At 72.0% G+C, this 24661-nt stretch carries 20 protein-coding genes; 13 read left to right on the top strand and 7 right to left on the bottom strand.

Annotated features, from left to right (window positions below; translation table 11 throughout):
* The first annotated feature begins 135 nt into the window (after positions 1 to 135).
* Positions 136 to 918 carry a ferritin-like fold-containing protein gene (locus tag IEY91_RS01455; protein ID WP_373287879.1) on the top strand — a complete coding sequence of 261 codons (783 nt, stop codon included), beginning with the start codon at positions 136 to 138 and terminating at the stop codon, positions 916 to 918.
* Positions 919 to 966: 48 nt separating this feature from the next.
* Here the strand turns inward: IEY91_RS01455 and IEY91_RS01450 are convergent, their stop codons facing one another.
* From IEY91_RS01450 to IEY91_RS01435, 4 genes are all read right to left on the bottom strand, one after another.
* On the bottom strand, positions 967 to 1236 hold the full coding sequence (locus tag IEY91_RS01450; RefSeq protein WP_164320950.1) for a hypothetical protein: 270 nt from the start codon (positions 1234 to 1236) through the stop codon (positions 967 to 969).
* A gap of 205 nt (positions 1237 to 1441) precedes the next feature.
* Positions 1442 to 1669 carry a DUF3107 domain-containing protein gene (locus IEY91_RS01445; RefSeq protein WP_164320948.1) on the bottom strand — a complete coding sequence of 76 codons (228 nt, stop codon included), beginning with the start codon at positions 1667 to 1669 and terminating at the stop codon, positions 1442 to 1444.
* 121 nt (positions 1670 to 1790) lie between these two features.
* The gene (locus tag IEY91_RS01440; protein ID WP_164320946.1) at positions 1791 to 2432 is read right to left on the bottom strand and encodes a TetR/AcrR family transcriptional regulator; all 642 of its coding nucleotides are present in this window, start codon (positions 2430 to 2432) and stop codon (positions 1791 to 1793) included.
* A gap of 171 nt (positions 2433 to 2603) precedes the next feature.
* Positions 2604 to 2825, bottom strand: a complete 222-nt coding sequence (locus tag IEY91_RS01435; protein WP_164320944.1) for an Rv3202a family protein — start codon at positions 2823 to 2825, stop codon at positions 2604 to 2606.
* A gap of 126 nt (positions 2826 to 2951) precedes the next feature.
* Between IEY91_RS01435 and IEY91_RS01430 the strand changes: the two genes are divergently transcribed.
* From IEY91_RS01430 to moeZ, 12 genes are all read left to right on the top strand, one after another.
* On the top strand, positions 2952 to 4067 hold the full coding sequence (locus IEY91_RS01430; protein ID WP_189172506.1) for an alpha/beta fold hydrolase: 1116 nt from the start codon (positions 2952 to 2954) through the stop codon (positions 4065 to 4067).
* Positions 4068 to 4075: 8 nt separating this feature from the next.
* Positions 4076 to 5611, top strand: a complete 1536-nt coding sequence (locus tag IEY91_RS01425; RefSeq protein ID WP_189172505.1) for a DUF3152 domain-containing protein — start codon at positions 4076 to 4078, stop codon at positions 5609 to 5611.
* 89 nt (positions 5612 to 5700) lie between these two features.
* On the top strand, positions 5701 to 5793 hold the full coding sequence (locus IEY91_RS42565; protein ID WP_310592296.1) for an Ms4533A family Cys-rich leader peptide: 93 nt from the start codon (positions 5701 to 5703) through the stop codon (positions 5791 to 5793).
* 214 nt (positions 5794 to 6007) lie between these two features.
* A complete protein-coding gene (locus tag IEY91_RS01420) occupies positions 6008 to 7735 on the top strand; it encodes an ABC transporter substrate-binding protein (protein ID WP_189172504.1) in 1728 nt (575 codons plus the stop codon).
* 33 nt (positions 7736 to 7768) lie between these two features.
* Positions 7769 to 8767: an ABC transporter permease gene (locus IEY91_RS01415; protein WP_164320936.1), complete on the top strand. Its 999-nt coding sequence runs from the start codon at positions 7769 to 7771 to the stop codon at positions 8765 to 8767.
* Positions 8764 to 9846 carry an ABC transporter permease gene (locus IEY91_RS01410; RefSeq protein WP_373287865.1) on the top strand — a complete coding sequence of 361 codons (1083 nt, stop codon included), beginning with the start codon at positions 8764 to 8766 and terminating at the stop codon, positions 9844 to 9846. The genes IEY91_RS01415 and IEY91_RS01410 overlap by 4 nt, the downstream gene beginning before the upstream one ends.
* A complete protein-coding gene (locus IEY91_RS01405) occupies positions 9843 to 11516 on the top strand; it encodes a dipeptide ABC transporter ATP-binding protein (protein ID WP_189172503.1) in 1674 nt (557 codons plus the stop codon). The genes IEY91_RS01410 and IEY91_RS01405 overlap by 4 nt, the downstream gene beginning before the upstream one ends.
* 245 nt (positions 11517 to 11761) lie before the next feature.
* Positions 11762 to 13639 (top strand): glycosyltransferase, encoded by a 1878-nt coding sequence (locus IEY91_RS01400; RefSeq protein ID WP_189172502.1) that lies wholly within the window; start codon positions 11762 to 11764, stop codon positions 13637 to 13639.
* Positions 13636 to 15096, top strand: a complete 1461-nt coding sequence (locus IEY91_RS01395; RefSeq protein WP_189172501.1) for a hypothetical protein — start codon at positions 13636 to 13638, stop codon at positions 15094 to 15096. Before IEY91_RS01400 ends, IEY91_RS01395 begins: the two co-directional genes overlap by 4 nt.
* Positions 15097 to 15368: 272 nt before the next feature.
* Positions 15369 to 16322 carry an NAD-dependent epimerase/dehydratase family protein gene (locus tag IEY91_RS01390; protein WP_164320931.1) on the top strand — a complete coding sequence of 318 codons (954 nt, stop codon included), beginning with the start codon at positions 15369 to 15371 and terminating at the stop codon, positions 16320 to 16322.
* Positions 16310 to 17071, top strand: a complete 762-nt coding sequence (locus IEY91_RS01385) for a spherulation-specific family 4 protein (RefSeq protein WP_164320929.1) — start codon at positions 16310 to 16312, stop codon at positions 17069 to 17071. Before IEY91_RS01390 ends, IEY91_RS01385 begins: the two co-directional genes overlap by 13 nt.
* Before the next feature lie 99 nt (positions 17072 to 17170).
* On the top strand, positions 17171 to 18349 hold the full coding sequence (gene moeZ / locus IEY91_RS01380) for an adenylyltransferase/sulfurtransferase MoeZ (RefSeq protein ID WP_164320927.1): 1179 nt from the start codon (positions 17171 to 17173) through the stop codon (positions 18347 to 18349).
* A gap of 99 nt (positions 18350 to 18448) precedes the next feature.
* Here moeZ and IEY91_RS01375 read toward each other — a convergent pair whose 3' ends face one another.
* From IEY91_RS01375 to IEY91_RS01365, 3 genes are all read right to left on the bottom strand, one after another.
* Positions 18449 to 20032: an alpha/beta hydrolase gene (locus IEY91_RS01375; protein ID WP_189172500.1), complete on the bottom strand. Its 1584-nt coding sequence runs from the start codon at positions 20030 to 20032 to the stop codon at positions 18449 to 18451.
* 75 nt (positions 20033 to 20107) lie between these two features.
* Positions 20108 to 21658 carry an alpha/beta hydrolase gene (locus tag IEY91_RS01370; protein ID WP_189172499.1) on the bottom strand — a complete coding sequence of 517 codons (1551 nt, stop codon included), beginning with the start codon at positions 21656 to 21658 and terminating at the stop codon, positions 20108 to 20110.
* A 35-nt stretch (positions 21659 to 21693) separates the two neighbouring features.
* On the bottom strand, positions 21694 to 24657 hold the full coding sequence (locus IEY91_RS01365; protein ID WP_189172498.1) for a lysylphosphatidylglycerol synthase transmembrane domain-containing protein: 2964 nt from the start codon (positions 24655 to 24657) through the stop codon (positions 21694 to 21696).
* Between the last annotated feature and the right edge of the window lie 4 nt (positions 24658 to 24661).

Below are 24661 nucleotides of genomic sequence, written 5' to 3'. Positions count from 1 at the left end.
TGCGGCCCGTCGAATATTCGGCGGGCGCATTACCACTGTACCCCGGAATCTCGCATGCGTGTCCGGCGATTTCGTCACGTCGTGGTCGTCACAGTGGCTGACCAGGCCCTTACGCCCTACGGCAGGCGGGCTATTGTGCGCTTCATGGAGACGCCTGACACCGCCGCGCAGCCCCCCGAAACTCCCGAATCCGCAGAATCCGCCGAAGGCGCCGAGACCCCCACCGGGGTCGCCGCACAGACCTGGGTGAAAGCTTCCGCCGAGCCGCAGTACCGCGCCGCCGTCGTGGACCTCCTCGGCGCGCTCGCGTACGGCGAGCTCGCGGCGTTCGAGCGGCTCGCGGAGGACGCGAAGCTGGCGCCGACGCTCGCCGACAAGGCGGAGCTGGCGAAGATGGCGTCCGCCGAGTTCCACCACTTCGAGCAGTTGCGGGACCGGCTCGCGGCGGTCGGGCAGGAGCCGACGGAGGCGATGGAGCCGTTCGTCGAGGCGCTCGACGGCTTCCACAAGCAGACGGCGCCGTCCGACTGGCTCGAGGGCCTGGTCAAGGCGTACGTCGGCGACTCGATCGCCAGTGACTTCTACCGCGAGGTCGCGGCGCGGCTCGACGTGGACACGCGTCAGCTCGTCCTCGGTGTCCTCGACGACACCGGGCACGCCAGCTTCGCCGTGGAGAAGGTGCGGGCCGCGATCGACGCCGATCCGCGGGTCGGCGGGCGGCTCGCGCTGTGGGCGCGGCGGCTCATGGGCGAGGCGCTGTCGCAGTCGCAGCGCGTGGTCGCCGACCGGGACGCGCTGTCGACCATGCTGGTCGGCGGCGTCGCGGACGGCTTCGACCTCGCGGAGGTCGGGCGGATGTTCTCCCGGATCACCGAGGCGCACACCAAGCGGATGGCCGCGCTGGGCCTGGCGGCCTAGCCCTCTGGGGCGCTCGGGCTTGGCTTCCCCGGACCACCGCCAGGGGCCCTATGCGGGTACCTGGCGGCGGTGCAGGCGGCGGGTGGGGCGGAGCAGCAGGGACTGCAGCGCGGCCGAGACGGCGAGGGCGCCGACGAGGGTCGCGGGGGTGTGGCCCGAGCCCAGTGCCATGTGCGTGATGAACGCTCCGATCAGCGCTCCGCCGGTCCCGGTCGCGAGCACCAGCGTCCGTGCGGGCAGCCGGTGGGGCAGACGGCGGGCCGTCGCCCAGGCCAGGGCGAGGCCGATGAGTGCGGAGCCGAGCGCTTCGAGGATCACGGTGTGTTCCCTCCCTCGTGGCCAGGTGCAAAACGGTCGTAGCCGGTCTTACCCCCGCCCGTCGGAACGCAATCCTCCACGCACCGGCGTCCGGGGGTGTGTTGAGGAGCGCGGCACCACGCGTTCACGAGTACGGCCATACATACGGAACGGCCCGGTGGCAGTCGCCACCGGGCCGTTCCCCTGTGCTTGAGCGTGCGCGGTCCTACAGCGCGCCGAAGCCCACCTTGCGCACGGTCGGCTCGCCGATCTCCACGTACGCGAGGCGGTCGGCGGGCACCAGGACCTTGCGGCCCTTGTCGTCCGCCAGAGCCAGCAGCTTGGCCTTGCCCGAGAGGGCGTCGGCCACCGCGCTCTCGACCTCCTCGACGCTCTGACCGCTCTCCAGAACGATCTCGCGAGGCGCGTGCTGCACGCCGATCTTGACCTCCACGCTTTGTCCCTCCGACGGTCAGTGATGTGCGCGGCCGCCCGCGCCGTACCCAGCACAGATTAGCCCGGAGAGGCGACGGGAACGGCTCCGGCCGTGCACGCCAGGAGCGAACACGGCGCGCTCAGTGACCTTCGGCGCCGTGCAGCGGGAAGCCGGCGATACCGCGCCAGGCCAGTGAGGTGAGCAGCTGCACCGCCTTCTCGCGGGGTACGCCGCCGTCGCTGTGCAGCCAGTAGCGCGCGACGACCTGGGCGAGGCCGCCGAGGCCGGAGGCAAGCAGCATCGACTCGGCCTTGGACAGGCCGGTGTCCTCCGCGATGACCTCGCAGATCGCGTCCGCGCACTCCAGGGTGACCTTGTCCACGCGCTCGCGGACCGCGGGCTCGTTCGTCAGGTCCGACTCGAAGACGAGGCGGAACGCGCCGCCGTCGTCCTCGACGTACCCGAAATAGGCGTCCATCGTGGCCGCCACGCGCAGTTTGTTGTCCGACGTCGACGCGAGGGCCGCGCGGACCGCCTGGAGGAGGTTCTCGCAGTGCTGGTCGAGCAGCGCGAGATAGAGGTCGAGCTTGCCCGGGAAGTGCTGGTACAGCACCGGCTTGCTGACGCCCGCCCGCTCGGCGATGTCGTCCATGGCCGCCGCGTGGTACCCCTGGGCCACGAAGACCTCCTGGGCCGCGCCCAGAAGCTGATTGCGTCGGGCACGGCGCGGCAGGCGTGTGCCCCGCGGGCGCGCCGCCTCTGTCTGCTCGATGGCTGTCACGCCGCCTCCCAAAGTCGTCCTTGTGCTGCGGTGTGCGCCGCGACGCCATCGTACTTTTCGGTAACTGTGATGTGCGCGGTGCGAGCGCAGAATTTCACGGACTGGATGCCCGTGGAAGCCGTACGTAATGGGGCGAACGCGGGCAGCAGCGATCCGGGCGCGTACGCCGGGTCAGCGATAGTCGTCCTCGTCGAGGGGCACCACGCGGGCCTGCTCGGCCAGGTCGGCCTCGTTGGCGACGTCCGGGTCGGCGTCCTTGAGGGAGTCGTCCTCCTCCGGTGCGAGGTCGGTGTGCTGTTCCGCTGAGTCGGCCTCCGGGGTCTCCGGGCCGCTCTCTTCCGTCTCGCTCTCTTCGGCCTGGAAGGTCTCGGGGTCGCTCGGGTCGACGCTCATGTGGACTCCTCGGCTCTCTTCCTTACGAGCCTAGGGAAGACCCGCGCGGGCCGCTACGCGATCCGTACGGGATCTGTGATGCCGAACACGCGATCCCACGCGTGATCGTCTCGTAACATTGCCCGCATGTCTTCGACCGAGTTGCCGGATGTGCTGGCCGCTGTCGCCGCCCCCAAGCCGGGCGCCGTCGCCGTCGCCGAGGGCGAGCGGCTCGACTCGGTCGCCCTTCCCGGGCTCACGCTGAACGTGCGCTCGCGGCCCTCGACGCGCTCCGGCCTGCCGCCCGCGCTGTACGTGCACGGGCTCGGCGGCTCCTCGCAGAACTGGTCGGCGCTGATGCCGCTGCTCGAGGACGTCGTGGACTGCGCGGCGCTCGACCTGCCCGGCTTCGGCGACTCGCCGCCACCGGACGACGGCGACTACTCGGTGACCGGGCACGCGCGCGCGGTCATCCGTTATCTCGACGCCAGCGGGCGCGGCCCCGTGCATCTGGTGGCCAATTCGATGGGCGGCGCCGTGTCGACGCGCGTCGCCGCGGTCCGGCCCGACCTGGTGCGCACGCTCACGCTGATCTCGCCCGCGCTGCCGGAGCTGCGGGTGCAGCGCACGGCGGTGCCGACGGGGCTGCTCGCGGTGCCCGGCGTCGTGGGCCTGTTCAACCGGCTCACCAAGGAGTGGTCGGCCGAGCAGCGGGTCCGTGGCGTGCTCGGTCTTTGTTACGGCGATCCGGCGCGGGTCACGCCCGAGGGGTTCCGGGCCGCGGTGCGCGAGATGGAGCGGCGGCTCGCGCTGCCGTACTTCTGGGACGCGATGGCGCGGTCGGCGCGCGGCATCGTGAACGCGTACACGCTGGGCGGTCAGCACGGTCTGTGGCGGCAGGCGGAGCGGGTGCTCGCGCCGACGCTCCTTGTGTACGGCGGCCGGGACCTGCTCGTGTCGTACCGCATGGCGCGCAAGGCGGCCGCGGCCTTCCGTGACTCGCGGCTGCTCACGCTGAGGGACGCGGGACACGTGGCGATGATGGAGTACCCGCAGACGGTCGCCGCCGCGATCCGTGAACTGCTCGCCGACGCAGGGGAGTTGGCCGTGGCCGATCCCCTGGCCGCCCCTGTGGGCGAAGCCGAGTCCGATGTCGTGGCTGATACAGATGAGGTGTCGGAGCCGGATGTGTTGAGTGATCCGCGTACTGTGCGCGATCGTGGCGCTGTGAGTGACCACCACGATTCCGGTTCGAGGAGCTGAGGCGCGGCGTGGGACGTCATAGCCGCCGGGGCCCGGCAGATACCTCGGACACCACCAGCACCTCCGGTATACAGCAGGCCGGTGCCGCGAAGGCGCAGCCCAAGGGCGCCGCCCCCGGCCCCGGCCGACGCAGGCGCGGTCCCGGCGCGCCGGACGCCACACCCGCCCACGGCGTACCGCAGGCGACTCCGCCGGGCGGGGTCCCGCAGCAGACGCCGCCGCACGGCATTCCCCAGCACACGCCTCCGCACGGGGTTCCCCAACAAACACCCCCGCACGGCGTCCCGCAGCACACACCCCCGCACGGCTTCCCTCAGCACACCCCGTCGCACGGCGTCCCGCACGTCCGTGGTGGTCACCCCGAGCAGCGGGAGGCCGGGGGCGGCTGGGGTGAGGTCGGGGGCACCGGGGCCGGGCCCCGGATGGGCGCTGGGTACGGCGTCGTGCCGCCGCAGCAGCGCGGGAGCGTGGCTCCCGGGCCCCGGCGGGACTACGTCGACGCGTTCGGCGCCGACGCGCTCGACGACCTGGACGACACAGATGTGTTCGCCGGCGGAGCGGCCGCCACGCGGCGCACGCCCCCGCGCGATCCGTACGAGTCCGTCACGACCTGGGACACGGACGGGCCCGGCGGTGGCGGGAACGACGGCGACGACGGCGACGACTTCGACGACGACGGGTCGTACGGCGACGACGGCCGGTCCGAAGCCGGCGCCGCCCGGAAACGCGAGAGGAACCGCGGCCGCACCGTCACCGGCATCGCCGCGGCCGCCGTCACCACCGTCCTCGCCGTCGTCGTGGCCGGTCAGGTCACCGACGGGTCCAAGGACGACGGATCGCCCGCGCGCGCCGCGGAGAAGGGCGAGAGCCGCGACGGCCAGGGCTCCGAGGCGTCCCGCTCGGACAACCGCCCCGCGCCGTCCAAGTCCGCGCCCGCGGCCCCGGCGACGTACGACCAGAAAATGGGCAAGAAGTACCCGCTGGACGCGAAACTCACCGCGGCCGGGAAATTCGACGCGGTCCGCGGATTCGACAAGGCGCCCGGCAAGGGGCAGAAATTCCGCTACCGCGTCGACGTCGAGAAGGGTATGGGCCTGGACGGCACCCTGTTCGCGCAGGCCGTGCAGAAAACCCTGAACGACGGCCGGAGTTGGGCGCACGGCGGCGGCCGGACCTTCGAGCGGATCTCCTCCGGAAAGCCAAATTTCGTCATTACGCTGGCGAGTCCGGGAACCACCGCGAAATGGTGCGCCAAATCCGGTCTCGACACCTGGCAGCAGAATGTGTCGTGCGATTCGGCCGCCACGGACCGCGTGATGATCAACGCCTACCGCTGGGCGCAGGGCGCCAAGACCTACGGCGACCGCATCCACCCGTACCGGCAGATGCTGATCAACCACGAGGTCGGCCACCGACTCGGCTACGGCCACGTCGACTGCCGCCGCGACGGCGAACTCGCCCCGGTCATGCAGCAGCAGACCAAGTTCCTCAACCATGACGGCATCCGCTGCAAGGCCAACCCCTGGGCGTTCCCGAAGAGTTGAGCAGGTCCCGTCCCGGTCCCGTCACCGGGACGGGGGACGAACCGGGCCTCGCGTTGACATTCCGCGCGGCATCATCCATATTTCTCCGCATGTCGATCCGTCACGCCTCCGCGAGCGCCGCCCTTGAGCTGGCGCTGTTCGGCGTGACCGCGCTCTGCGTGGCCGACATTCACTGTCGCTGACGCCCGCCCCCGGCGAGTGCGTCGCTTCTGCTTCGTTTTCTCTCGGCTCTGCCGCATTCCTCCCCGCTGTGTGCCCGAACCGCCTTGCTGCGGTGCGCGCGGCAGGGCGCGGCAGGTCCTGAGCAGGTCTTGAGCCGCATTCGGCGTGTGTCGCCCGGGGTGGGCTCTCGCGAATCCCTGAATCTTTCTCTTTCGCTTCCCGAGAGGCACTCCGATGCGTCTGCGTCGTCAGAAGTCCGTCATATCCCGTCGCGTGGCAGTGGCGTCCGCCACCCTGGTCGTGCTGTCCGTCGGCGCCGCCGCCTGCGCGGGCCCGGACGACAAGAACGAGGCGGGCGGCGGCGGCAAGCCGCAGCAGGGCGGCACGCTCACCGTCCTCAACAGCAACCCGCAGAGCGACTTCGACCCGGCGCGCCTCTACACCTCCGGCGGCGGCAACGTACCGAGCCTCGTCTTCCGCACCCTGACCACTCGCAACCGCGAGGACGGCGCCACCGGCACCAAGGTCGTCCCCGACCTCGCCGAGAGCCTCGGCAAGCCGAGCGAGAACGCCACGGTGTGGACGTACAAGATCAAGAAGGGGGTCAGGTTCGAGGACGGCTCGCCGGTCACGACCAAGGACATCAAGTACGGCATCGAGCGCTCGTTCGCCGCCGAACTGTCCGGCGGCGCGCCCTTCCTGCGGGACTGGCTCATCGGCGGCGACAAGTACCAGGGCCCCTACAAGGACAAGAAGGGCCTGGACTCCGTCGAGACGCCGGACGACCAGACGATCGTCTTCCGCCTCAACAAGCCCGTCGGCGACTTCGACTACGTGGCCACGCAGACGTCGTTCGCGCCCGTGCCGAAGGCCAAGGACGAGGGCACCAAGTACGAGGAGCACCCGGTCTCGACCGGCCCCTACAAGGTCGTCAAGAACAGCGGCGACGGCGAGCGGCTCCAGTTGGAGCGCAACCCGCACTGGTCCGCGAAGACCGACGCCGAGCGCAAGGCCTACCCCGACAAGATCGACGTGCGCTCCGGCCTCAACTCGTCCGTCATCAACCAGCGGCTCTCCGCGAGCCAGGGCGCCGACGCCGCCGCGATCACCACCGACACCAACCTCGGTCCCGCCGAACTCGCCAAGGTCAGCGGTGACAAGAAGCTCGCCGCGCAGGTCGGCACCGGACACTTCGGCTACACCAACTACCTCGCCTTCAACCCGAAGGTGAAGCCGTTCGACGACCCGAAGGTCCGCCAGGCCATCTCCTACGCCGTCGACCGCACCTCCGTCATCAACGCCGCCGGCGGCTCCTCGCTCGCCGAGCCCGCGACCACGTTCCTGCCGAACCAGAAGTCCTTCGGATACACGAAGTTCGACCACTTCCCGGCGGGCGCCTCCGGCAACGCCAAGAAGGCCAAGGAGCTCCTGAAGGAGGCCGGTCACAAGGACGGCCTGACCATCACGCTCACGCACTCCAACGACAAGAACTTCGAGACCAGCCCGGAGATCGCCACCGCTCTCCAGGACGCCCTGAAGAAGGCCGGCATCACCGTCAAGCTCCAGGGCCTGGAGGACAACGACTACGAGGACAAGGTCCACGACGCCAAGGACGAGCCCGGCCTGTTCCTCGCCCACTGGGGTGCCGACTGGCCCTCCGGCGGTCCGTTCCTGGCGCCGATCTTCGACGGCCGTCAGATCGTCAACGATGGATACAACTTCAACTCCAGCTTCCACAATGACAAGTCGGTCAATGCGGAGATTGATTCGATCAACAAGTTGACTGACCATGACGCGGCCGCCAAGAGGTGGGGCGCCCTCGACAAGAAGATCGGCGCCAAGGCCCTGAACGTGCCGCTGTTCCACCCGGTCTACAAGCGCCTGTACGGCAAGGACATCAAGAACGTCGTGATCAGTGACTGGACGGGCGTCCTCGACGTCTCCCAGGTCGCGGTCAAGTAGCGCGGACGAAGCACGGATTCAGGTCAATCTGTCATGAGTGAGGCCCTGTTGGCCTCGGAGACACCGGGGGCGGGTGCCACGAAGGCGCCCGTCCCCGCCTCCGGAGCCCGTCAGTTCTGGCGGCGGCTGCGCACACAGCGCGCCGCCCTCGTCGCGGCAGCCGTCGTCGCGCTGCTCGTCCTGGTCGCGCTCGCCGCGCCCCTGCTCACCGCCCTGGAGGGCCAGGACCCCACCTCGTACCACCCCGGTCTCGTCGACTCCGCGCGCGGCGGCGTGCCCGTCGGCTCATTCGGCGGCATCAGCGCCGACCACTGGCTCGGCGTCGAACCGCAGACCGGACGCGACCTGTTCGCACGGCTCGTCTACGGAGCACGCGTCTCCCTGGGTGTCGCCCTCGCGGCCACGCTGCTGCAGATCGTCCTCGGCGTCGCCGTCGGGCTCGCCAGCGGGCTCGGCGGGCGCTGGCTCGACCAGACGCTCAGCCGCGCCACCGACGTCATGGTGGCGCTGCCCCTGATGGTCTTCGCCCTCGCGCTGCTCGCCGTCATACCGAGCAGTGTCCCGAGGCCGGTGCTCGTCGCCCTGGTCGTCGGCTTCATACAGTGGGGCGGCGTCGCGAAGATCGTGCGCGCCGGGACCATCTCTCTGAAGTCGCTCGACCATGTGGCGGCGGCCCGGCTCAGTGGCTGGGGCGGGGTGCGGATCGCGCGCCGCGAGCTGCTGCCCGCGCTCGCCGCGCCCGTCATCACGTACGCGGCACTGCTCGTCCCCACCAACATCACCGTCGAGGCGGCCCTGTCCTTCCTCGGCGTCGGCGTGAAGCCGCCCACCGCGTCCTGGGGACAGATGCTGACCTCGGCCGACGTCTGGTACCAGGCGGCCCCGCAGTACCTGCTGCTGCCCGCCGCCGCGCTGTTCGTGACCGTGCTCGCGCTGACCGTCCTCGGCGACGGGGTGCGCACCGCGCTCGATCCGCGGGCGGCGTCGCGGCTGCGGATCGGCACCGGCCGGAAGCGGGAGGGGGGCTCATGACCACGACTGCGTCCGCTTCCGCGGCCACCTCTGTGGCCACCAAGGCTCGTAGGCTCACCGGCGGATTCGGCGGTCTGCTCGGTGGCGGCTTCACCGGGTTCGTCGTACGCCGCGCCCTCGGTGCCGTCGTCACCCTCTTCGTGCTGTCCGTCGTCATCTACGCCGTCTTCTACGTGGCGCCCGGCGACGTCGCCCAGATCACCTGCGGCCCGCGCTGCTCGCCGGCCCAAGTGCAGCAGGTCTCCGAGCAGTTGAAGCTCGACGACCCGATCCACACGCGGTACCTGGACTTCCTGAGCGGCATCTTCGCCGGCCACGACTACTCGACCGGCACCGGCGTGCTGCACTGCGACGCGCCCTGCCTCGGCCTGTCGTACCAGACCGACCAGCAGGTCACCGAGCTGATCCTGAACAAGGTGCCGGTCACAGGATCGCTCGCGATCGGCGCGATGGTGCTGTGGCTGATCCTCGGCGTCGGCACCGGCGTGCTCTCCGCCTGGCGACGCGGCCGCGCCACCGAGCGGATCCTGACCGGCGTCACCCTCGCGGGCACGGCCACGCCCGTGTTCGTCATCGGTCTGATCCTGATGATCCTGATCTGCGGCCAGTTGCAGTGGCTGCCGTTCCCGCAGTACGTGCCGTTCACCGAGGATCCGCAGCAGTGGGCGTGGAACCTGCTCCTGCCCTGGGTGTCGCTCGCGCTCATCGAAGCCGCCAAGTACGCCCGCCTGACGCGCGCCTCGATGCTGGAGACGCTCGCCGAGGACCATGTGCGCACCTTCCGCGCGTACGGCGTCAAGGAGCGGTCCATCGTCGGGCGGCACGCCCTGCGCGGCGCGCTCGCCCCCGTGATCGCGCTCAGCGCCAACGACTTCGGGTCGATGTTCGGCGGCGCCCTGCTCACCGAGACGCTGTTCGGCCTCCCCGGGCTCGGGCGCGAACTCGTGCAGGCGGTCCGGGTCGTCGACCTGCCGGTGGTCGTCGGCATGGTCATGGTCACCGGCTTCTTCGTGGTCCTCGCCAACGCCGTCGCGGATGTGCTGTACGCGGTGGCCGACCGACGGGTGGTGCTGTCATGAGCCCCGACCAGAGTCTCGAACAAGGTCTTGTCCAAGGTCTTGTCCAAGTGGACGACCTGAGCGTCGAGTTCGGCGACGTGCGCGCCGTGGACTCGGTCTCCTTCACGCTGGAGCGCGGCGGGGCCCTCGGCCTCGTCGGCGAGTCGGGATCCGGCAAGTCGACCGTCGCGTCCGCGCTGCTCGGGCTCCACCGGGGCACGGGCGCCCGCGTCACGGGCTCCGTACGCGTCGGCGGCACCGACGTCGGCGCGGCCACGGACGCCGAACTGCGGCGGCTTCGCGGCCCGGTCGCCGCGATGGTCTTCCAGGACCCGCTGTCCTCCCTCGACCCGTACTACGCGGTGGGCGACCAGATCGCCGAGGTGTACCGGACGCACTCCAAGGCCTCCCGGCGCGCCGCACGGGCCCGGGCCGCCGAGGTGCTCGACCGCGTCGGCATCCCCGACGCGGCCCGCCGCGCCCGCTCGCGCCCGCACGAGTTCAGCGGCGGCATGCGCCAGCGCGCCCTGATCGCCATGGCGCTCGCCTGCGAGCCGCAGCTGATCGTCGCCGACGAGCCGACGACCGCCCTGGACGTGACCGTGCAGGCGCAGATCCTCGACCTGCTGCACGAGCTGCGCGAGGAGACCGGCATGGGTCTGCTCCTGGTCACCCACGACGTGGGTGTCGCGGCGGAGAGCATCGACGACGTGCTCGTCATGCGGCACGGTCGCGTCGTCGAGAGCGGCGGCGTCGCCGATGTCCTGGCGGCGCCGCGGGAGGCGTACACCCGACAGCTCCTGAGTGCCGTGCCCCGGGTGGACGCCGCCCGCGAGGAGCGCCCCGGCGACCTGGGCGACGTCGTGGTCGAGGCCGAGGGGCTGCGGCGCGAGTTCGGGCGCGGCAGGGGGGCCTTCGCCGCCGTCGACGGGGTCTCGCTCAGCGTGCGGCGCGGCGAGACGCTCGGCATCGTCGGCGAGAGCGGCAGCGGCAAGACCACCCTCGGCCGGATGCTCGTCGGGCTCCTGGAGCCGACGGCCGGACTGCTCCGCCACGGGGGTGCGGAGAAGTCCGGCAAGGGTGTCGTGCCGGGGGTGCAGATGGTGTTCCAGGACCCCGTCTCGTCGCTCAACCCGCGGCGCTCGGTGGGCGAGTCGATCGCCGATCCGCTGCGTGCGCGGGGCGACCGCGACGAGAACGCGATCCGCACCCGCGTACGGGACCTCATGGAGCGCGTCGGCCTCGACCCGGCGCACTACGGCCGCTACCCGCACGAGTTCAGCGGCGGCCAGCGCCAGCGCGTCGGCATCGCGCGGGCACTCGCCGCCGAGCCCCGCCTGATCGTCTGCGACGAGCCGGTCTCCGCCCTCGACGTCACCACACAGGCGCAGGTCACGGCCCTGCTGGCCGAGCTCCAGCGGGAATTGGGGCTCGCGCTCGTCTTCGTGGCGCACGATCTGGCGGTGGTACGTCAGGTCAGCGACCGGGTCGCGGTGATGCGGCGCGGGCGGATCGTCGAGTACGGCTCCGTGGACGAGGTGTACGGCTCGCCGCAGGACCCGTACACGCGGCAGTTGCTCGCGGCCGTGCCCGCCCTTGATCCGGCGGCCGCGGCGGCGCGGCGCACGGCGCGGCGGGCCATTTCTCCGGGCGCGTCCGGAGCGGCGGGCAAGGAGCTGGCCGCAGCGTGACGTTGCGTCACGACGTCGGATCCCTCTTGGATGTTGACGTGGCATTTGCGGTGCTATCGGCCTGACCTGGGCCTGCTATAGCGCGACGGAACGCGACCGGCGCGGGAAAGTTACGGCTCTTCACCCCTTCTGGTGGCGCGATGGACAACCGTCCGTCGCGCCACCGTCATGTCCGCATACGTTCGTCCCGCTGCGAGCCGTCGGTCCAACGGCGGCTCCCCATATGGGAGATCGGGGGTGCACGCGTGCGCATTGGACTGCTTACGGAGGGTGGCTATCCGTATGTGGACGGTGAGGCCAGGCTCTGGTGCGACCGGCTCGTGCGCGGGCTCGGGCAGCACGAATTCGACGTGTACGCGCTGAGCCGCAGTGAGCGGCAGGAGGCGCGGGGGTGGGTGGAGCTGCCGGCGCAGGTGCGGCGGGTGCGGAGCGCTTCGCTCTGGGGGGCGGGGGGTGGTCTCGGCCTCGGCCGGCGGGTGCGGCGGAGGTTCGTCGAGTGTTTCGGGGAGCTGGCGGGGGTCGTGTGTGCCGGGGCGGATGACTCCGGCCAGTTGGCGGACCGTTTCGGCAGCGCTCTGTACGGGCTCGCCGAACTCGCCCGTGAGTCGGGCGGCCTGATCGGCGCCCTGCGCTCCGAGGCCGCCGTGCGCGCCCTGGAGAGCGCCTGCCGCGCGCCCGGCGCGCCGCGTGCCGTGCGCGCCGCCCGCGTGCCCGATCTGCTGGCCGTCGCCGCCGAGTTGGAGCGGGTGCTGCGGCCGCTGTCCCTGGACTGGTACGGGGACGACGAGCTGGGCGCGGTCGACCTCTGCCACGCCACGGCGGGTGGCGGTGCCGCGCTGCCGGGGTTGCTGGCCAAGCACTTCGCGGGGGTGCCGTTGCTGGTCACCGAGTATGGGGTGCAGTTGCGGGCGCACTATTTGGCTGGGGCTGGGGCTGGGGCTGGTTCGGCGGGTGTGCTCGGGGCGGGTGCGGCCGGTGCGGCCGGTGCGGGTTCGGGTGCGGCGGGTTCGGGTGCGCGTGCGGGTGGTGAGCCGGGGCTCGGCGCGCCCGCGCGGGCGCTGCTCGCCGCGTTCCACGGCCGGCTCGCCACCGAGGTGTACGGCCGGGCCACCGTCATCACGCCCGGCAACGCGCACGCGCGCCGCTGGCAGGAACGGTGCGGCGCCGACCGCGCGAAGCTGCGCACGGTCTACCCGGGCCTGCCCGCGGGACGCTTCGGCGAGGTCGGCGAGCGGGAGGACGCGGGGGAGCCGCAGACCCTGATCTGGGTCGGCCGGGTCGAGCCCGCGAAGGACCTGATCTCGCTCCTGCACGCCTTCGCCGAGGTCCGCAAGGAGGAGCCCAAGGCCCGCCTGCGCATCGCGGGCGCGCTCGCCGAAGGCCCGGAGGAGGCGGCCTACCTCGACCACTGCAGGGCGCTCGCCGCGCAGCTCTTCCCCGACGAGGCCGACGGCGCGCACGCCGTCGGCGACAACCCGGTCTCCTTCGAGGAGATCGGCGGCCCGGAGGTGCCCGACCTCCCGGACGCGTACGCGGCGGGCGGCGTGGTCGTCCTGTCCAGCGTCGTCGAGGGCTTCCCCATCAGCGTGATCGAGGCGATGCTCTGCGGCCGCGCGACCGTCTCCACGGACGTCGGCGCCGTGGTGGAGGTCATCGGCGGCACCGGGCTCGTGGTCCCGCCGCGCAATCCGCGGGCGCTCGCGCAGGCATGCGTGGCGCTCCTGCGCGACCCCGAGCGCCGCGCGCGCCTGGGGGCCGCGGCACGGGCACGCGCACTCGAACTCTTCACGGTCGAGCAGAACATCGCAGCATTTAACGGCATTTACCTGGAGATCGTCTCGCACTGCCCGGTCCGGCGGGAGGCCCTGAACGAGGCGGGCGAGCCGGTGCCGTTCGCGCACCCGGCCGAGGCGTATGTGCCGGGGCGGTGGGCGGCTCGGGGCGGGACGGGGGCCGGCGGGGGCGAGTCCGGGGTTTCGGGGCTGTCCGGTGCGGGCGGGGTTTCCGATGTGCCCGCGTCCACGGCCACGCCCGCCCCCGCGCCGAGCTGGGCCGCCGCCGCACGCCAACAGGGCGGCAAACGCCCCGGGTTGGGCCTCGGCCTGAGGGAGGCGTTGTCATGACGGCTCGGCCGGAACGATCGGTGGACGTGCCGCGGGCACCCGAGGGCGCGGAGGGCTGGGACGCGCGGTCGGAGGGGTTGGTGACCGGGGCCGAGGTCGGGGGCGCCCCTGCGGAAGCGGCAACTTCGCGACGTACGACCGAAGCAGCCTCCGAACGTACTCCCACGGCCGCCTCGGGACGTACCTCCACAGCCACTTCGGGACACACCCCCGCAGCGGCCTCCGAATGCACCTCCACCACCACCCCCCGCCGCGGCCCCGCCGACCCCGTCAAGGCCCTCATGCACCGCCACCGCGACCTCTGCGAGCGCGCCGTCGACCCGCTGGAGATCGCGGCGGGCCTGGAGGCGCACGGAGTCACCGACCGCACGGCCGCGCGGTTCCGGCACCGCGACGTGTTCGCGCTCGCGGAGGAGATGTACGCGCGTGCGCCGCAGGACAGCGCGGAGTGGGACGCCCTGGCCGACGCCACCGGTGACGTCCGGGGCGAGACCGGAGCCCAGGTCCCGCGCGGATGGGCGGTGTTGGCGTTGCTTCCCGGCGCCACCTGCGCCCTCGCGGTCGCCGGACTCGGCCCGATCGGCGGACTCGGCCCGGCCGCCGGCCACGCCCGCCTCGCGGTGGCTCTCGGCGGCGCCCTCGCTGTCGCCGCGGCCGGATGGGCTGCCCTGCGGTACGGCCCGCTGCGCGCCGCGCGCCCGGCAGGGCGGCTCACGCGCGCGTGGGTGTGCTGGCTGCTCGCGTACGCCCTGCTCGGCGACGGGCTGCTGCGAGCCGCGCTCGCGGGCGGACCGGACGACCTGGTCGGCCCGGACGGGCTGATCGCGGCGAACGGGCCCGCGGCACCCTCGGCCGCGGCCGCCCTCGTCCTCGCGGGTGCCGTCGCGCCCGCGCTGTGGTGTGCCCGGCTCTTCGCCGTCCGGGCGGGCGGACGGCTCGGCGCGAGCCGGGGACTCGCCGAATTCGCCGCGTCCGTACGGCCGTTGCTGATCGCGGTCTTCGCGCTGTACGCGTGCGCGGTGGGCGCGCTGCTCATCGGCGTGGGCGCCCTGCCGGTGCCGGGACCGGACGCGGCCCTCACCCTGACCGGCGCGGGCGCGCTGGCCGCGCTCCTCTGGCTCGGCCGGATGCTCCGCACCCACGGCTCCCGGCGCGCCCCCGCCCTCGTCTACGCGACGGTCGGCGCGGCACAAGTCGCGGCGGTGGCCCTGGTGTTCGCGGGCCGGCTGCCGGGATGCGGATTCCTCGCGGCGCCCGTCGAGCGCCTGGCCGAGGCGGGCGGCACCGGAGCGGTGGCCGCCCTCGCGTGCGCCGCCGGGACCGTGGTGCTCCTCGTCCGCGCGATCCGCGTCCTGGGCCGTGCCTCCGCGCACGCCACCGCACATGACCTGGGCGGGACCTCCGCACCCGGCTCGGGCGGCACCTCCGCTCACGCGACCCCGGGTGGTGCGCGGTGAGCGCGTTACCCCCGCCCCGTCGCCCCGGTGCGCCCCGCCACGCCGGAGCGCACCACCAACCGCGAGCGGCGCGACGCCTTCCCGGCGCGCCCCTCGACACCGTCCCGCGCCCCTGCCCAGGCAGGGGCGCCACGCGCGGCCGCAGTACAGGGCCGCCCCGGGGCCCCGCGCCCCGCCCCCAGACCACCAGTGCCCTGAACTCGGCAACACCCTGAAGGAGAAGCCCAGATGACCACCCCCAGCCTCCGAGCGTCCGTCCCGGGAGGCGCCCGATGAGGGTGCTGCTGATCGGAGCCAACGGATACCTCGGCCGCTTCGTGGCCGACCGGCTGCTCGCCGACCCGGCCGTGCAGCTCACCGCACTCGGCCGGGGCGACGACTCGGACGTGCGGTTCGACCTCGCGAGCGGCAGCCCCGGCGCGCTCACCCGCTTCCTGGACGCCGTGCACCCGGGCGTCGTCATCAACTGCGCGGGCGCCACGCGCGGCGGCGCCCGCGAACTGACCCGGCACAACACCGTCGCCGTCGCCACCGTCTGCGAGGCCCTGCGCCGCAGCGGCTGCGGCGCCCGCCTGGTGCAGCTCGGCTGCGGCGCCGAATACGGCCCCAGCCAGCCGGGATCGTCCACGGCCGAGGACGCCGTGCCACGCCCCGGCGGGCCGTACGGCGTCAGCAAGCTCGCCGCCACCGAACTCGTCCTCGGCTCCGGCCTCGACGCCGTCGTCCTGCGGGTGTTCTCGCCCGCGGGCCCCGGCACCCCCGCGGGATCGCCCCTCGGCCGCCTCGCCGAAGCCATGCGGCGCGCCATGCAGTCCGGCGACGGCGAGCTCAAACTCGGCGGACTCGGCGTCCAGCGGGACTTCATCGACGTGCGCGACATCGCCCGCGCCGTGCACGCCGCCTCGCTCTCCGCGGCCCAGGGCGTCGTCAACATCGGCTCCGGGCGCGCCGTGCGGCTGCGGGACGCGGCGGCCGTGCTCGCACGTGTCGCGGGCTACGGCGGCGCGCTGCACGAGCTCGACCAGCAGTCCCTGCGGCCCGCCATCGGCCACCCCCGCGCCGACCCCGACCACGTGGGACCGACCGCGTACCCCTACCCCGACGGCTGCGGCAGCTGGCAGCAGGCCGACGTGCGCACCGCGCGCGACCGGCTCGGCTGGCGGCCCCGCATCAACCTCGAAGAGTCCCTGGCCGACATCTGGATGGAGGCGGCATGCCGCATCTGAGCAGCACGGCCACGGGCGTCGCCCAGACCGACGTACGCGTCGGATTCGGCGTCCCCGGCTTCGCCCACCCCCTGCTCGCCCCCACCGAATGGACCGAACTCACCCGACCCGGCACCCCTTTGCACTGGGTTGTCCTGAATGTCGACAACGGTCCGGGCGACCGGCCCGACCCGCACTGCCTGGATGCCGCCGGACGGCTGCGGAACGCGGGCGTCCGGGTCCTCGGGCACCTCGATGTGACGTACGGCGCCCGTGGCTTCGGCGAGCTGGTCTCCGACGCCCACCGCTACCTCGACTGGTATCTGGTGGACGGCTTCTTCCTCGGCCGCTGCCCGACCGAGCGCGCGGCACTGCCGGAGGTCGCGCGCACGGTCACCACCCTGCGCGCCCTGCTCCGCGACGGGCCCGACGACGGGCACATCGTGTTCGGCCACGGCACCCACCCGTACCCCGGATACGCCGACGCCGCCGACCAGTTGGTGACCTTCGCCGGGCCCTGGAGCGCCTACCGCTGGTCGCAGGTCGCCGAGTGGACCGCCGACCACCCGCCCGAACGCTTCTGCCACCTCGTCCACGGCATGCCCCGCGGCCATCTCGACGAGGCTCTGCGCGTCGCCCGCTGGCAAGGGGCGTCGACGATCTACTTCACCGACCGCACCGAAGCGGGCCGGGCCGCCGACCCCTGGGAGGCCCTGCCCGGTTACTGGGACGAGATCGTCTCGCGGGTCGGACCAGGTGTCTCGGAATGAAGATGGCCATGGCAGTGTTACGAGGAGAACGAACGTCCCCCTCGCCGGCCGCGCCCGGCTCGGGGGACCCCGATCAAACTTCCGACCAACGGAGTCCCCGTGTCGCTGCCACCCCTGGTCGAGCCAGCATCTGAGCTCACCGTCGACGAGGTCCGCAGGTACTCCCGCCACCTGATCATCCCCGACGTCGGGATGGACGGGCAGAAGCGGCTGAAGAACGCCAAGGTGCTCTGTGTGGGCGCCGGCGGCCTCGGGTCACCGGCGCTCATGTACCTCGCGGCGGCGGGTGTGGGCACCCTCGGCATCGTGGAGTTCGACGAGGTCGACGAGTCGAATCTGCAGCGCCAGATCATCCACAGCCAGGCCGACATCGGCCGCTCCAAGGCGGCGTCCGCGAAGGACTCGGTCCTCGGCATCAATCCGTACGTGAACGTGGTCCTGCACGAGGAGCGGCTCGAGGCCGACAACGTGATGGACATCTTCAGTCAGTACGACCTGATCGTCGACGGCACCGACAACTTCGCCACGCGCTACCTCGTCAACGACGCCTGCGTGCTCCTCAACAAGCCCTACGTATGGGGCTCGATCTACCGCTTCGACGGCCAGGCCTCGGTCTTCTGGTCCGAGCACGGACCGTGCTACCGCTGCCTGTACCCGGAGCCCCCGCCCCCCGGCATGGTCCCCTCCTGCGCCGAGGGCGGCGTGCTCGGCGTGCTCTGCGCGTCGATCGGCTCCATCCAGGTCAACGAGGCCATCAAGCTCCTCGCGGGCATCGGCGAGCCGCTCGTCGGCCGCCTGATGATCTACGACGCCCTGGAGATGCAGTACCGCCAGGTCAAGGTCCGCAAGGACCCCGACTGCGCGGTCTGCGGCGAGAACCCCACCGTCACCGAGCTCATCGACTACGAGGCCTTCTGCGGCGTCGTCTCCGAAGAGGCCCAGGAGGCGGCGGCCGGTTCGACGATCACTCCCAAGCAGCTCAAGGAGTGGATCGACGCCGACGAGAAGATCGAGATCATCGACGTCCGCGAGCCGAACGAGTACGAGATCGTCTCCATCCCGGGCGCCAAGCTGATCCCGAAGAACGAGTTCCTCATGGGCACCGCCCTGGAGACGCTCCCGCAGGACAAGAAGATCGTCCTGCACTGCAAGACGGGTGTCCGCAGTGCGGAGGTCCTCGCCGTGCTCAAGTCCGCGGGCTTCGCGGACGCGGTGCACGTGGGCGGCGGCGTGATCGGGTGGGTCCACCAGATCGAGCCGGAGAAGCCGGTCTACTAGAGCAGTTCGCGGTTTTCCCGGGCCCCGCTCACCTTCCGGTGGGCGGGGCTTTCGGCTGCGCGGGCCGGCCCGCGCAGCCGGCCTCGGGCCACCCGTCGCTCAGGACTCGCAGACCTTGTTGTCGTCCGGGACCTTGCCGTCCAGCATGTAGTCGTTGATCGTGCCGTCGACGCAGTCGCTGCCGTTGCCGTACGCCCCGTGGCCCTCGCCCTTCCACGTCAGGTGGACGCCCACGCCCTTGCCCAGCTCGTCCGCCATCTTCCGGGCGCCTTCGTAGGGCGTGGCCGGGTCGCCGGTGTTGCCGACGACGAGGACGGGGGCGGCGCCGGGGGCGCTCACCTCGGGGCTCTCGTTCAGCCCGGCCACCGGCCAGTCGTGGCACCAGCCCGCCGTGTCCCAGCCCATGAAGGTGCCGAACAGCGGGGATATCTCGCGGAACCGGTCGAGGCGAGCCTTGGCCTGCTCCGGCGTCGGCCGCTCCTTGTCGTCACGGCAGGAGATCGCGCGCTGCGAGTGGCTCTGCGTGCTGTAACTCCCCGACGCGTCCCGTTCGTTGTACGCGTCGGCCAGTTGCAGCAGGGCCGTGCCGTTGCCCTTCTCGGCCTCTTCCAGGGCGTTGGTCAGGGCGGGCCAGGTCTGCTTGCTGTACAGCGTGACCGTGATGCCGGTCGTCGCGAGGGACTCGCTCAGCTTCCGGCCCGGCGTGTCCGTGCGCAGCGGCTTCGCGTCGATGCGGCGCAGCAGGTCGACGATCTTCTTGGTGCCCGCCTTCGGGTCCTGGCCGTTTGCCTTCAGGTAGTTGTCGAGGGCGCGCTGGAAGCCCCGCGCCTGGTTCTCGGCGTGGCCCACCGCGCCCGACGTCGGGTCCACCACCGCGTCGAGGGTGAGGCGGCCGACCTTCTTGGGGAACAAGTGGGCGTACGTACCGCCGAGTTCGGTGCCGTAGGAGATGCCGAAGTAGTGCAGCTTCTCGTCGCCGAGGACCTGGCGCAGCACGTCCATGTCGCGGGCCGCCTCGGCCGTCGAGACGTGCGGGAGCAGCTTCTTGGCGGCGCGCGCGCAGCCGGCGCCGAAGTCGGCCGCGTCCTTGAAGTACGCCTGCTCCTCGGCGGGGGTGTCCGGGGTGAGGTCGGTGTTCTCCGCGGCCTGGGTGTCCTTGTCGCTGCGGCAGCGCACGCCCTCGCTGCCCGCGACCCCGCGCGGGTCGAAGCTCACCAGGTCGTACCGCTCGCGCAGCTTGCCGTACGAGTCCCCGAAGGAGGGCAGCATGGAGACGCCGGAGCCGCCCGGACCGCCGAAGTTGAACAGGAGCGAGCCGATGCGGTCGCCCTTGCCGGTGGACCTGGCGCGGATCAGCGCGATGCCGATCGTCTCGCCGTCCGGCTTCTCGTAGTCGAGGGGGACCCTGAGCTTCGCGCACTGCCACTCGTCACCCGGCGCCGCGTCGCTGCCCGAGGCCTCGCAGCGGCCCCAGTCGAGCTTCTGCGTGGTGAGGGAGGCGGGCAGGGTGGAGGAGGGGTCGGGCCTCGGCGCCTGGTCGGGCCCGGTGGGCGCCGGCCGCTTCCCGTCGGCCTCGTCACCCTTGGCCCCCTTGTCATCGGACGAGCCGCCGCATCCCACGGCGAGCCCGGCCACCAGAACCCCTGCGGCGGCCAGAGCTGCTGACCGTACGAATCGCGGCACGACGCTTCCCCCCTCGGAAGACAGTCAGGCCATAGTAGGCAGGGCCACTGACAAGGCCCGTCGGCGGGCGTCCGATCAGGAGCAGATGGTGTTCGCCTTGGGCACCGTGCCGTTCAGCAGATAGCCGTCCACGGCACCGCGCACACACTTGTTCTTGCTGTCGTACGCCCCGTGCCCCTGGCCCTTGTACGTCAGCTCGACGCCGACGCCCTTGCCGAGGGCGTCCACCATCTTGCGCGCGCCCTCGTACGGCGTGGCCGGGTCGCCGGTGTTGCCGATGACGAGGACGGGCGCGGCGCCCGCGGCGCTCACGTCCGGGTGGTCCGCCTGGCCGTCGACCGCCCAGTCGGTGCAGTTGACCATGCCCCACGCGAGATAGTCGCCGAACAGCGGCGAGGCCTCGCGGAACTCGGGCAGCTTCGCCTCGACGTCGTCGGCCGTGTAACGCGGCTTGTCGTCGGCGCAGTTGATGGCGACGTTGGCCGCCTGGATGTTGCTGTACTCGCCGTCCTCGTTGCGTCCGTTCATCGAGTCGGACAGGACCATGAGGATCTTGCCGTTGCCGTCGTAGGCGTCTTCGAGGCCCTGGGTGAGGTAGGGCCAGAAGTCCTTGGAGTACAGGGCCTGCGCGATGCCGTTCGTCGCCGCGGTCTGCGTCAGCTCGCGCGGCGGCAGCGCGGGCAGCGGCTTCTTGTCGAGGTCCTTCAGGAGCCCCGCGATACGGTCCTTGACGTCCTGCTCGCTGTCACCGACGGGGCAGTCCTCCTCCTGCGAGGTGCAGTCCTTGGCGAAGTTGTCGAGCGCGAGCTGGAAGCCCTCGGCCTGCCCCAGGGAGCCCTCCTCGGGCGTCTGGGTGGGGTCGACGACCGCGTCGAAGACCGCGCGGCCCACCTTCTTGGGGAACAAGTGGGCGTACACGCCGCCGAGTTCGGTGCCGTAGGAGATGCCGAAGTAGTACAACTTGTCGTCTCCGAGCACCTGGCGCATCAGATCCATGTCACGGGCCGCGTCCGTGGTGCGCACATGGGGGAGCACCTTCTTGGAGTTCTTCTCGCACTCGCCGTTGAACTTCTTCACGTTGTCGATGAGCTCGGTCCGCTCGGCGTCGTCGTCGGGCGTAGCGTCCTGCTGGTAGTACGCGTCGAGCTGCTCGGCGTCCTCGCACTTGACGCCCGCGCTGCGGCCGACGCCGCGCGGGTCGAAGCTCACCAGGTCGTAGCGGGTGCGCAGCTTCGCGTAGTCCGAGCCGAAGGCGGGCAGCGTGGTGATGCCCGAGCCGCCGGGGCCGCCGAAGTTGAAGATGAGGGACCCGACGCGCTTGTTCTCGTTGCCGCTCGCCTTGGCGCGGATCAGCGCGATGTCCACCGTGTCGCCCTTGGGCTCGTCCCAGTCGAGCGGCGCCTTCATGGTGGCGCACTGCCACTCGGCGCCGCCGGGCAGCGGCGAGGGCGCCGTGCCGCCGCCCTCCGCCGCGGACGGGGCCGGGCAGTCCCGCCAGCTCAGCTTCTGGTCCGGCGACGCCCCGTCCGAGGAGTCGGAGCCGGAGTCCCCGCACGCCGCGAGCGCGGCGGTCAGCAGGACGGCGGTGGCGGACAGGGCCTTGGCGCGCGGCGGGAGCTTGGGCATGGCTCCATCCTGCGGGCGAGTCCGTCAAGGCGCCCCTACAACAGCCCCTTACGGGTGAGGTGGTTGAAGAACAGCCATCCGGGGAGCACCGGCAGCCACAGCGTGAGCAGCCGGTAGAGCAGCACCGCGGGCGCCGCCACGTCCTTCGGTACGCCCACCGCGATCAGGCCGAGCGTCAGCGTCGCCTCCACCGCGCCGATGCCGCCCGGCGTGGGGGCCGCCGAGCCGAGCGCGTTGCCCGCGAGGAAGACCACGGCCACGCTGGCCAGGCTCAGCGTGCCCATCTCCTCGCTCGCGAAGGCCCGCACCGAGGCGTCCAGGCACAGCACGAACAGGAACGTCAGGAGCAGCATGCCGCCGATGCCGGTGAGCAGCTTCTGCGGGCGCTGCAGGACGTCGAGCATGCGCGGTACGACACCGGCGAACAGCGACCGCACGCGCGTGACGACGAACTTCCGCAGGAACGGGATGGCGGTCACCACGAGCACGAGGACCGCGACCGTCAGCAGGCCCGCGATGACCGTCCTCGACGGCGTCAGGGTCGGCGTCTTCTGCGTACCCGTGACGTACCCGAACACCAGAAGGAGCAGGATGTGCGAGCCGAGGCCGAAGAGCTGGGAGGCGCCGACGCTCGCCACCGCGAGCCCGGAGCGCACGCCCGAGCGCTGGAGGAAGCGGGTGTTCAGTGCGACACCGCCCACCGCCGCGGGCGCCACCATCTTCACGAACGACCCGGCGACCTGCGCGGACACGGCCCGCAGGAACGGCACCCGCTCCGGCACGAAGCCGAGCAGGCTCATCGCCGCGGCGAAGTAGCTCAGCGCCGAGAACGCCATGGCCGCGGCGACCCAGCCCCACTCGGCCTCTCCGAAGATGGTGCCGAAGTCGACGTGCGTGAGCTGCGACAGCAGGAAGTACGCGCCGAAGGCGCCGGCGATGAAGCTGATCAGCGTGCGCGGCCTGATCCGCTCCAGCTGCGCCGGTTCCACGGGGGCCGTGGGCCGGATCAGGAGCACCTGGTGGCGGATCTGTGTGAGCAGGTCCTCCTCGCGGGCCTGCTCCAGAGCTTCGTCTATGGCCTGCTTCTCGGCCTGCTTCTCCGCGCGCAGGGACTTGCGGGCGGTGGCCGCTTCCGACTTCTGGGAGGCGGCGAGGACGGGTTTGCGCGGGGTGGCCTGATCCGGGTTCCCGGCGGCGGCCAAGTCCGGCTTGTCCGCAGTGGCCAGGTCCGGCTCGTCCGCGGCGGTCTGGTCCGGCTTGCCTGCGGTGGCCAGGTCCGGACTGTCGGTGGCCGTCTGGTCGAGGCCGTCCGTGGCGGCCGCCACGGTCCCGGCGGGCTCCTCGCCCGCCGCCTCCGCCTCGGCCTGCGCGCGCGCGAGCTTCGTCCTGCGTGAGGCTTCGAGGACGGCGTCGCGCTCCCGCTGGGCACGCTCACGGGCCCGCTTGCGCAGCGTCCCGCGCGTGGAGCGGGTCAGGGCGATCGGCTGGAGCAGCGGCATACAGTCCGCGACGGCGTCCGGGCCGAGGACGTCGACGGCCGTGGCGACCGCGCGCTCGGCACCCACGCGCAGCCCGAACGCCGTCAGGAGCTGGGCGATGTCCATGCGCAGGACCAGGTCGCCGGCCGCGATCTCGCCGCCGCGCAGATCGGTCAGGATCACCGTGCCGGAACGATCCACCAGGATGGCGTCACCGGCCAGCCTGCGGTGCGCGATGCGGCGCGACTGGAGCGCCTTGACCTGGCGCCAGGTGCCGCGCATGAGGTCGTCGGTGAGGGCCGTGTCCGGCAGCGAGTCCAGGGAGCGGCCGCCCGTGTGCTCGTACACGAGGATCACGGCGTCCGGGCCCAGCTCGGAGGTGGCGATCAGCTTGGGCGCGTTGGCGCCCGCCGCGATGGCCGCGTACGCGAGCAGGGCCTCCTGCTCCAGGGCCTGGCGCAGCGACTGGAGGCTGCGGCGCTGGGTGATGCCGCGCAGCGTGAGACGGCGCCACACGCGGTAGAAGAAGCCCTGCGCCTGCTGTTCGCGGTCGATGACCGTGACGTCCAGGGGTGGTCCTTCCTCCAGCGTCACGAAGTAGCGTCTGCCGCGGTTGTCCTGGTCGGAGGCCTCGCCGGACTCCTCGCGGGCCGCGCTCACCGGGCGGAAGCCGACGTGCCTGAGGCCCGCCAGCAGCGTCTGCCCGGTGGGCTGCACGTTGGGCGAGCCGACCGCGTACAGCGTGCCGTAGGCCACGGTCCAGCCGATGAGCACCGTCAGGATGATCGAGAACGGTGTCGTGTTGCCCGAGACCAGCATCGTGAAGGCTTCGAGCAGCAGCACCACGAGCAGGACGACGCGCCAGCGGGGTCTGCGGGACATGCCCACGGCGGTCATGTACGCGATGACCGGCGCGAGGTAGCCGTGCACCGGGTCCGTGAGGGAGTTGAGGCCCCCCGGGGAGGGCTGGGTGAGCGCGTCCTGGATGGACTCCGGGGCGGCCTTCGCCACCCACAGGTCGGTGGCCAGCGTCACGCCGTGCGCGAGGACGGCCGCGAGGACGCCGTCGGCGATGCGCAGCCCGTCCCGCTTGATCAGGCGCTCGATGGCGAACGCCACGGGGACCAGCAGCACGCCGATGCTCGCGGTGAGCCCGGCCAGCTTCATCAGCAGGTCCGGGGGCTCGCCCGTGCCCGCGTTGATGTCCTGCTCCAGGCCCGACGTCGTGCCGTGCGCGAACGCGGAGATCAGGAGCAGCGCGGCGATCGCCAGGATGCCGACGAGCAGCCGCATGAGGTCGGAGGGTCGGTGCACGCGCGCGGGGAGGAGGGGTTCGTCGCCCTCCACGCGCTCGGAGTGCGCGTCGTCGTCTGCGCAGTCGGGGAGGTGGTGGTCGAGGTCGTCCGCGGCGGGGTGGACGTGCTCACCGGTGTCCGGGCGTGCCGCGTCCGCAGGGGTGCCGGCCGTCTTGTCGGGTTGCACGCCCTGCTGCTCCGTCGCCTCTTCTTGATCTCGTATCACCAGT

This window comes from Streptomyces lasiicapitis, assembly GCF_014646335.1.
Classification (GTDB): Bacteria; Actinomycetota; Actinomycetes; order Streptomycetales; family Streptomycetaceae; genus Streptomyces; species Streptomyces lasiicapitis.
The sequence above is the reverse complement of the archived record's forward strand: the minus strand, read 5'-3'. Positions and strand labels throughout refer to the sequence as shown.

Bases quoted from the DNA above. Each gene is read 5' to 3' on its own strand.
- IEY91_RS01435 (WP_164320944.1), bottom strand. From the start codon at position 2,825: ATGAGCGTCGACCCGAGCGACCCCGAGACCTTCCAGGCCGAAGAGAGC.
- IEY91_RS01430 (WP_189172506.1), top strand. From the start codon at position 2,952: ATGTCTTCGACCGAGTTGCCGGATGTGCTGGCCGCTGTCGCCGCCCCC.
- IEY91_RS42565 (WP_310592296.1), top strand. From the start codon at position 5,701: ATGTCGATCCGTCACGCCTCCGCGAGCGCCGCCCTTGAGCTGGCGCTG.
- IEY91_RS01420 (WP_189172504.1), top strand. From the start codon at position 6,008: ATGCGTCTGCGTCGTCAGAAGTCCGTCATATCCCGTCGCGTGGCAGTG.
- IEY91_RS01415 (WP_164320936.1), top strand. From the start codon at position 7,769: ATGAGTGAGGCCCTGTTGGCCTCGGAGACACCGGGGGCGGGTGCCACG.
- IEY91_RS01410 (WP_373287865.1), top strand. From the start codon at position 8,764: ATGACCACGACTGCGTCCGCTTCCGCGGCCACCTCTGTGGCCACCAAG.
- IEY91_RS01405 (WP_189172503.1), top strand. From the start codon at position 9,843: ATGAGCCCCGACCAGAGTCTCGAACAAGGTCTTGTCCAAGGTCTTGTC.
- IEY91_RS01395 (WP_189172501.1), top strand. From the start codon at position 13,636: ATGACGGCTCGGCCGGAACGATCGGTGGACGTGCCGCGGGCACCCGAG.
- IEY91_RS01390 (WP_164320931.1), top strand. From the start codon at position 15,369: ATGAGGGTGCTGCTGATCGGAGCCAACGGATACCTCGGCCGCTTCGTG.
- IEY91_RS01385 (WP_164320929.1), top strand. From the start codon at position 16,310: ATGCCGCATCTGAGCAGCACGGCCACGGGCGTCGCCCAGACCGACGTA.
- IEY91_RS01370 (WP_189172499.1), bottom strand. From the start codon at position 21,658: ATGCCCAAGCTCCCGCCGCGCGCCAAGGCCCTGTCCGCCACCGCCGTC.